This window comes from Thermodesulfobacteriota bacterium (genome assembly GCA_034189135.1).
In the GTDB taxonomy this organism is placed as follows: Bacteria; Desulfobacterota; Desulfobacteria; order Desulfobacterales; family JAUWMJ01; genus JAUWMJ01.
Genome location: JAXHVO010000039.1, coordinates 1 through 9,379, shown reverse-complemented (window position 1 = coordinate 9,379; position 9,379 = coordinate 1). Strand labels below are relative to the sequence as shown.

The 9,379-nt window shown below is 45.1% G+C and carries 6 protein-coding genes; 5 read left to right on the top strand and 1 reads right to left on the bottom strand.

Annotated features, from left to right (window positions below; genetic code table 11):
- Positions 1–71 precede the first annotated feature (71 nt).
- Complete coding sequence (locus tag SWH54_05770; protein MDY6790760.1) at positions 72–947, bottom strand: PLP-dependent aspartate aminotransferase family protein; 876 nt, start codon at positions 945–947, stop codon at positions 72–74.
- Positions 948–1,200: 253 nt separating this feature from the next.
- Here SWH54_05770 and SWH54_05765 point away from each other — a divergent pair, with 253 nt between their 5' ends.
- The 5 genes from SWH54_05765 (at position 1,201) to SWH54_05745 (ending at position 9,325) form a co-directional block, all read left to right on the top strand.
- A complete protein-coding gene (locus SWH54_05765) occupies positions 1,201–3,066 on the top strand; it encodes an ABC-F family ATP-binding cassette domain-containing protein (protein ID MDY6790759.1) in 1,866 nt (621 codons plus the stop codon).
- A gap of 75 nt (positions 3,067–3,141) precedes the next feature.
- Positions 3,142–3,798, top strand: a complete 657-nt coding sequence (dfsP, locus tag SWH54_05760) for a DUF166 family (seleno)protein DfsP (GenBank protein MDY6790758.1) — start codon at positions 3,142–3,144, stop codon at positions 3,796–3,798.
- A gap of 104 nt (positions 3,799–3,902) precedes the next feature.
- Positions 3,903–4,535, top strand: a complete 633-nt coding sequence (locus SWH54_05755) for a TetR/AcrR family transcriptional regulator (GenBank protein ID MDY6790757.1) — start codon at positions 3,903–3,905, stop codon at positions 4,533–4,535.
- A gap of 16 nt (positions 4,536–4,551) precedes the next feature.
- Positions 4,552–6,960, top strand: a complete 2,409-nt coding sequence (locus tag SWH54_05750) for an efflux RND transporter permease subunit (protein MDY6790756.1) — start codon at positions 4,552–4,554, stop codon at positions 6,958–6,960.
- Between the two features lie 409 nt (positions 6,961–7,369).
- Complete coding sequence (locus SWH54_05745; GenBank protein MDY6790755.1) at positions 7,370–9,325, top strand: adenylate/guanylate cyclase domain-containing protein; 1,956 nt, start codon at positions 7,370–7,372, stop codon at positions 9,323–9,325.
- The last annotated feature ends 54 nt before the right edge of the window (positions 9,326–9,379 follow it).

Sequence of the window (9,379 nt, the reverse complement as noted above, 5' to 3'; positions counted from 1 at the left end):
AATGGATTTGGTCGCAGAACAGTAATTTTAACACAATAATACCCCTTAAGGGGTTATCAGTATCGATGCCCTTATAGGGCTTTATGCAAGCCTCCGGCTGGGCCGGAGGTCATGACTTTTTCAATTGCTTCATGCTTTTCTAAAAACCTTGCGATGTCAAGTGCGCTTTGATTTTGATGTTTCATTCTTACGGCCAGTGTTTTCATTCCTCGATGGAGCAGAAAACAGGCATGAGGATCCAGCGAGCCGCCGAGATGGTTGAGCTTGTGAATGATCTTTTCGATCAGCTCTCCCCGGCCGATCACTGCCCCTGCCACAATATCCGAATGACCGTTGAGATACTTTGTGCAGCTATGGACAGAAAGGTCAAAACCCAATTCGGGCGGGCGAAAATTGATCGGGGTTGCAAATGTGTTGTCAATGATGGAGATGAGGTGGTTCGCTTTGGCAAACTCAACCACTGCTTTTAAATCGGCAATTTGAAGCAGTGGGTTGGTCATGGTTTCTACGTAAACCGCTTTGGTATTGGGGCGCAATTTATCTTCCCAGTTTGCGGGGGTATCTCCATTAATGAAGTCAAATGAAATATTTAGGGCCGTTAGGTCTTTTAACATAAAGTCATGCGTGCCGCCGTAGAGGCACTCTTGTGCCAGGAAATGATCTCCTGAGGAGAGCAGCGCTAAAATCGTGGTTGAAATTGCCGCCATACCGCTGGATGTCACCACTGCTGTCTCGGCATTTTCCAGTGCGGCCAGCTTTTGATGAAGTGCAATATGGTTGGGGGTGTTATTCAAACGAATGTATTTTAGATCGTGATAGCTTGCCTGACCGGAATATTCAAAAGTGGATGACTGAAAAACCGGTATGCTGACCGCGCCGTTAATAAGCGGATCGGGCTCACCGGTGTGAATGAGCTTGGTTTCAAGACGGTGATAAGCTTTTGTCATGATCAGATCCTCCGAGTTAACATAAAAAAAACCAGGGGTGAATGACAATAATGACACGGTTGCCTGTAAAGTCAAGCGTTTTAGCACGTGACAGCAGGGCAAGCCCATTTTTAACCCAGTGATACCATGGGAACCAATCCCTGTTTTTAAACCGATAGGATACTGCCAAAAAACTCAGACTGCGTGGCCTGAAAAGCCGGGCAGATATATATTTTACTTGCACGAAGATTGGAAAACTGATAGCTCACGGCTCATGATTAATGTAGAGCATCTTAGCAAAAGTTTTGGCGGACACACCCTGTTTGAAGAAGTAGGTTTCAGGCTCAACCCCAGGGAAAGGTTGGGGGTTGTCGGACGGAATGGCCATGGTAAGACAACGCTTTTTAAGCTAATTGCCGGTGAAGAACCATCCGATTCCGGCAGCATTTCAATCCCAAAAAATTATCGTATCAGCTATGTACACCAGGAGCTAAACTTTACCCAGGAAACCGCACTTAAAGAATGTATGACCGGACTTGGGGAAGAAGAACAAGATCATTACTGGAAAGTGGAAAAAATTCTTGCCGGGCTGGGATTTTCCCAGGAGGATTTTAAGCGGCATCCAGCTGAATTTTCCGGTGGATTCCAGGTGCGCCTCAATCTTGCCAAGGCCCTTGCTGCCGATCCCGACCTTCTCCTGCTCGATGAACCGACCAACTACCTTGATATAACTTCTATCCGCTGGATTGAACGTTTTCTTATAAACTGGCCCCACGAAGTCATGCTCATCACTCACAACAGAAGTTTCATGGATAATCTTGTCACCCACATTATCGGTATAAATCGAAGAAAGCTGCGTAAGATTGCCGGTGATACCGAAAAGTATTATAATCAAATTGCCCAGGAAGAGGAGATTTACGAAAAGACGCGTTTAAAAGATGAGCGTCGCCGAAAAGAAATCAGGCAGTTTATAACACGTTTTAGAGCCAAGGCGAGGCTGGCCAATATGGTTCAGTCCAGAATTAAAACCCTGGCAAAAACTGAAAAGAAGGAAAAGCTGGAAAAGATCAAGACTCTCGATTTTTCGTTTCGCTACAGTCCGTTCCCGGCAAAACGCGTTTTGAACACAGAAAACCTTTCCTTTTCCTATGACTCAAAAAACATGGTGATCAAAAACTTTGATATCATGGTGAATGCAGGTGATCGTGTCTGTGTGGTAGGTAAGAACGGAAAGGGCAAAACAACGTTGCTCAAGCTCCTGGCAGAAGAACTTAATCCTCAGAGCGGGGTGGTGAGTTACAACCCCAATGTAAAAAAGGGGTTTTTTGAACAAACCAATGTGAGCACCCTGGTGGATACAAGAACGGTGGAAGAGGAGATCCTTTATTCAGCTGCGCATGTGGACAGGCAGCTTGCCAGGAACGTATGCGGGGCCATGATGTTTGGCGGTAATGATGCATTGAAGAAAATCAGCGTGCTTTCCGGCGGCGAAAAGAGCAGGGTGATGCTGGGAAAACTCCTGGTTAGGCCGGTTAACCTGCTGCTCTTGGACGAACCGACCAACCATCTGGATATGGAATCGAGTGATGCACTCCTGGCCGCCATCGATAACTTTCCCGGTACCGTAATCATGGTGACCCATAATGAGATGTTTCTTCACGCCCTTGCACAACGGCTTATTGTTTTTCAACAGGACCGTACCTATGTGTTTGACGGAAGCTACCAGCGGTTCCTTCAAGAGGTTGGATGGGAAGGCGAAGTTGAGAACAGGCCGCGGAAAAGCTCAACTGAAAAGAAGCCACATTCCAAGTTCAATAAAAAAGAATTGCGGCGCAGGCGCTCCGAAATTAATTTCCAACGGGGTAAAGCATTAAAGCCATTGAAGCAGCGCATTGTCAGCATAGAAAATAACATTGACATGCATGAAAAAAAGCTCAATAAACTCAATGAAAAAATGCTGAAAGCTTCGCAGCAGCAAGACGGTTTAAGAATAGCGGAGCTTTCCCGGTTGTTACACGATTGCAGGATGACCATCGACAGTCTTTTTGATGAACTGGAAACGGTTACCGATCAGTTTGATGAGCAAAATGCCTTGTTTGAGAAAAAACTTAGACAGCTTGATTTCGAACTGTTACCGTGATTACGGTGATGATGTTCACCGCAAAGCGGGAGAGACCACCAAGAATAAAGGTCTATTAATATATTCGGGTTACAAATGATGAAAAAAGAACAGACTGCAAAACCGCAACAAATTGTTGTTTTTCAGCAAAACGGAAGCGGAGAAAACAAGATTCAGGGAATATTAAAATACGGCAAAAGCCTTTTTAAAATAAAAACTATTTCCATTGATGAATACCTTCCAGCTGTGATCGATGATGGACTCCCATATTTGCCCAATGACATCAGAGCCGATGTGGTCCTCGATTACCTGAAGCATCCTGATCTGTCTTATGATCTTGCGATCATGTGCAGGGAAAAAAACATACCTGTGGTCGTTTCAGGGAAAAAAGTCCGGGTCAAGGGTGTCTTTAGCCCACCCACCTGATGCGGTCTTTCCAGGCAGGTCCGTCTGGGTCTATACGGTAAAAAATTTGGCGCTCCGGAGTTTTCCGTAAAAGTTGAGGCAGGAAAAATTACCGATATAAAGGTAAAAAGAGGGGCACCATGCGGAGCCACATGGGAGGCCGCACTTCGTGTGGGCAATATGCCTGCCGAAGAAGCCATCATCCGCATGGGACTTGAAACCCAATTTTTCTGCACGGCTGATCCGGCGGGCTGGGATCCGATTTACGGAAAAAGTCCTGTCCATTTTGCCGGGGATGTTCATGCTGCCGCGCTTAAAAAAGCGATCAACAACCATTCTTCAACATAAAGCAAAAAAAAGTTGACAAATCTGAGCCGGGGATTATTTTAAGAGTAAATATAACCATCCAGTTAGTTTAACTAATTAGTTAGATATTTGCCAGCGATTCATTTATGGTTACCAACTCATTACAAACAAAACGAAAAAAAACGATCCGCCGTATCCTGAACGCTGCGGCAAAAGCCTTTGCGGAATTCGGCTTTGAAGGTGCCCGTATGGATGAAATCGCCAAACAGGCCAACATCAACAAAGCCATGATTTACTACCACATCGGCGACAAAAAAGCCCTGTACGCCGAAGTTCTCCGCGATATAATAGGAAACGCCGCCGAACATTTCATCGGCAATTTAGATGAAAACCTATCACCCCAACAAAAACTAAAATATTATGTTAATGCGGTTACCCAAACCATGGATCAAAATCCGCTTCTTGCCCCTATTATGATGCGGGAACAGGCTTCAGGAGGACAGCATCTCCCTGAAATTATTGTCAGAAACTTTGCCACCATCATCGGCATGGTTACCCATATCCTTGAAGAAGGTGTCAAACAGGGTGTTTTTATCAAAGCCTCTCCTTTTATCATCCATTCAATGGTGATAGGCGGCATCATGTTTTATAAAGGGAGTTATCCGGTCAGATCTCGATACGATGTTTTTCCGGAAAATATTAAAAAACTGGACGACAGCGTTTCAGGCAAAGTTTCCAGTGAAATCGAAAAATTGATTTTAAAGGCGGTAACAAAATAAAGAGCTGAGGGATATAATGACAACAGTTAGAATTAAAATAGAAAAATGGTTCGAATCCCTGGCGCGGGTCATATATCACCACCCGCTTAAAACCCTTTTTATGATGCTTGTAATTATTGCACCCATCGTGTGGCAACTTCCAAAGCTGACAATCGATATATCTACTGAGGGATTCATGCACAAATCTGACCCGGCCAGAGTCGATTACGACACTTTCCGAGACCAATTCGGCAGAGACGAGCTGATTATTGTTGCCATCCGTTCACCGGAGGTTTTCCAAGCAAAGTTTCTTAAAAAGCTAGGAGAGCTGCACCAGGACCTATGGGAAAATGTTCCCTACCTTGAAGACATTACCAGCCTGATTAATGCCAGAAATACAAGGGGGGAAAAAGATGAGCTGATCGTTGAAGACCTGATGGAAAACTGGCCAAAAACAGATGAAGATATAGCAGCGATAAAGCAGCGGTCTCTTGATAACCAGCTATATCAAAACCTGTTAATATCTGAAGACAGCAAGATGACCACCATTGTCATTCAGACCCAGACCTATTCTTCAGTGGGAACCGATATCGACGCCATAGATGGATTTGAAGATGATGAAAAAAAAATTAACTTCGCCAACGACAAACAGTACTTAACGGATAAAGAAAACAGTGAAGTCGTTTTGGCTGTAAATAAAGTGGCGAACAAATATAGAAGTCCCGACTTTGAAATTCACATTGCAGGCATAGCGGCGGTCACCCACTTTTTGAAACATTCAATGATAAAGGATGTCCGTCGGTTTTTACTGCTGGCTTTTATTACCGTGGGCGCATTTCTTTTTATCATGTTCCGCAGGGCCACCGGTGTGGTGTTGCCTCTTTTGATTGTGATTCTCTCGCTTATTTCCACCATCGGTCTGATGGCGGCATTTAAGGCACCGATAAAACTACCCACCCAGATCCTTCCATCCTTCATGCTGGCAGTGAGTGTGGGTTACAGTGTGCATATCCTGGCCATGTTCTATCACAATTTTCGCAAAAGCCGCAGCAGGGAAGAGGCCATTGTCTATTCCATCGGCCATTCAGGCCTTGCCGTACTGATGACGGCCGCTACCACTGCAGGAGGGTTATTCTCCTTTTCAACATCAGAGGTTGCCCCCATTGCAGATGTGGGTATTTTTACCGGCACAGGTGTGCTTCTGGCCATGGTTTACACCATTATTCTTCTGCCGGCTTTGCTGGCCATCGTCCCGGTTAAAATTAAAAAAAATAGAAAGGACCTGGCTGAAGATACTGCAATCGACAGATTTCTTGCGAGAACAGGGCGGATTTCAACCGGTCATCCGTATAAAATTCTGATTATATCAACAGTCATCATTGCTTTATCAATAGTCGGTATCATGAATATCCACTTTTCTCACGATGTATTGAAATGGCTTCCCAAAAACAACTCCGCCCGTATTGCCACCGAAAAAATCGACCAAGAACTTCGTGGTTCTGCCAGTTTGGAGATTATTTTAGATACCGGAAAAGAAAACGGTTTGTATGATCCCGATATCTTAACTAGGATGGAAAAGACTGCCGCATATCTTGAAACACTCGAGGTGGGTAAAGTGTTTGCCGGGAAAGCCTGGTCTCTTACAACCATTTTAAAAGAAACCAATCGTGCCTTAAATGAAAACCGGAAAGAATTCTACGCCATTCCCCAAGATAAAAAATTAATTGCCCAAGAACTGCTTCTGTTTGAAAACAGCGGATCAGACGATATGGAAGACTTTACCGACAGCCAGTTTTCCAAAGCACGTTTGATGGTGAAAGTGCCCTTCGTCAACGCCATTGCCTATACTAAATTTCTTAAAACAGTAAACGATCATTTTCAGGAAATATACCCGGATGTAAAAATCACCATCACCGGGATGTCCGCGCTCATGTTCAGAACCGTCGTCAACGCCATTGCCAGCATGAGTAAAAGCTACATATATGCCTTAATTGTGATTACTGTTCTGATGATTCTCCTTATCGGTCGTCTGCGTATCGGCCTTCTCAGTATGGTCCCCAATCTTGCACCGATTATTATCACCATCGGTATGATGGGATGGCTAAACATACCCATGAATCTTTTTACCATGCTGGTGGGCAATATTGCCATCGGTCTTGCCGTGGATGATACGATTCATTTTATGCATAATTTCAGAAGATATTTTGAAGAAAGCAGGGATGCAAAATTTGCTGTTATGGAAACCCTTCATACCACGGGACGTGCGATGCTGGTGACATCCTGTGTGCTGTCCATCGGCTTTTTCATTTTTATGTTTGCCACTATGGTTAACCTGATTCATTTTGGTTTTCTCACCGGACTGGCTATTGTCCTGGCGCTGCTGGCGGACTATTTTATTGCCCCTGCCCTTTTGGTAGTTGTGAACCGTCCGAAAAAGAGTCGGTAAGTGGCTAAATTTTGCCTGGGTTGGACGTTTACATGTGTAAGTCATGATACTGTTTTGCATAAATTTTCATGCCCGACTGGGCACAACGATACATGAAGCCTAAGGTTTGCCTGGTAAATCGTCTGTTTTCACGGTACCAGACGTTACAATCTTACCTGTAAAGGAACATACGGCAGCTATTATGTTATACCGGTCGGACATAGCATGGCCAAGGCTGGAGGCTGAAAATGGATGAATTAAAATTGATTGTTATTTTTTTACTATTTGACTCAAAATAAATAAATCTGATATAAATCGTCGACAGTATCATGAATTTTCCATTCTTTCCGGCTTGACCGCGCTTTTTTATCTGACACTAAAAACTAAATTAAACTCGATTTACCTTTCTTTAACCGTAAGAGGGCTGCCCATGGATGCAGAAAGCGTTTACCGAAAGCTCACCGCCATTCTAAGCGCCGATGTAAAAGGTTACAGCCGATTGATGGGCGATGATGAGATGGCAACCATAGAGACCCTCACCGCCTATCGGGAATTGATGTCCAATTGCATCAGACAATATAATGGCCGGGTGGTTGACTCCACAGGAGATAATCTTTTGGCTGAATTTGTGAGCGTGGTTGATGCCATTGAGTGTGCGGTGGACATTCAGAAAAAACTAAAATCCCGAAATGAAAAATTGCCTGAAGCACGCCGTATGGCGTTTCGCATTGGCGTCAGCTTGGGAGATGTCATCCAGGATGGAGACAGTATTTTTGGCGACGGGGTGAATATTACCGCACGCCTGGAGGGTTTGGCCGAGGCAGGTGGCGTATGTATCTCTGGAACGGCTTATGATCATGTGAAAAATAAGTCAGTTTTTGGATACGAGTTCCTGGGGAAACAGAAAGTGAAAAATATTTCCGACCCGGTTCGAGCCTATCGTGTTTTGACACGACCCGAAGATGCCGGAGTCCTGAAATACAAAGTTAGAAGGGATGACCCGAAACATCGGCGGCGATTACGCCTGGTGACCTTTGCCGTGGTGGTGGCAATCATCGCCGGTATGGTGTCCTGGAAGCACCAGTTGAACATAAAAGGGCACAAACCTCCCATTGTCAGGCTTCTGGAAAAACACAGGGCACTTAAACTTCCCGACAAACCTTCCATCGCTGTTTTGCCCTTTACCAATATGAGTGGCGATATCGATCAGGACTATTTCAGCGACGGCATGACTGAAGACTTGATCACCGACCTTTCACAGATCTCCGGACTGTTTGTCATCTCGCGAAACTCGGTGTTTACCTATAAGGGCAAGGCGGTGAAAGTTAAACAAGTGGCTAAGGATTTGGGGGTGCGATATGTGCTGGAAGGAAGCGTGCGGAGGGTCAGTGATCGGGTCCGAATTAACGCCCAGCTTATTGATGCCAAAACAGGCCATCATATCTGGGCGGAGCGCTATGACCGGGAGATGAAGCATATTTTTACTTTGCAGGATGAAGTCACCGGGAAAATTGTTGAGGCTTTGGCGGTAAAACTTGTAAAGGATGAACAAACACGGATGACCAAAAAAGGGACCGACAACCTGGGCGCTTACGATCTCGTATTGCGAGGCTCTGCCCTGCTGAATCGTTATACCCGGGAAAGCAATGAACTTGCCGGGGAGATGTTTGAACGGGCCATCCAGATTGATCCGGGTTATACTTCAGCCTATGAGGGCCTGGTATGGACTCGATTAATAGCCTGGATGCATGCGTGGAATTATGACCCGAAACTGCTTGATGAAGCGTTAGAGCTGGGGAAAAAGGCGGTAAGCCTGGATGAATCCTCTCCTCAGGGACATGTCATCCTGGGGAATGTGTACCTGTGGAAGAAGCGACACGAGGAAGCCATTGCAGAGCTTAAGAAAGCCGTTTTTCTCAACCCCAATGATGCGGATGCGCTTTCGTCGCTGGGAGAGGCCCTGGTGTTTTCCGGTTTGCCGAAAAAAGGCCTTGGGTATCTTGAAAAGGCCATCCGTTTAAACCCGAACTATCCGGAACACTATATCTTTAGCTTGGGTCATGCCTTTTTCGAGCTCCAAATGTATGAGGAAGCCGTGGCCGCTTTGCAAAAGGCCATCATTAAAAATCCGAATTTCATGCCCGCCCACAGTATGCTTGCTTCATGTTACGGTCATTTGGGTAAAAAAGAATTTGCTCGGGCCAAGGCTGAAGAAGTCAAGCGAATCATTCCCCAATTTTCTTTAAAGAGGGCTGCTGAGATATTGCCAATGAAAGATGAAGTGTTTGCGCATTATGCCGCAGGCTTGAGAAAAGCCGGATTTAATTACAGAGCTAAACCCCCAGCTAAGCTGGGGAGAATGGCAAAAGCTATGCTGAGTATTTAAAAAATGCTCCTTTTGGATTAAAGGTAACAGCGCTGATTCTGTGACCAAAATCCA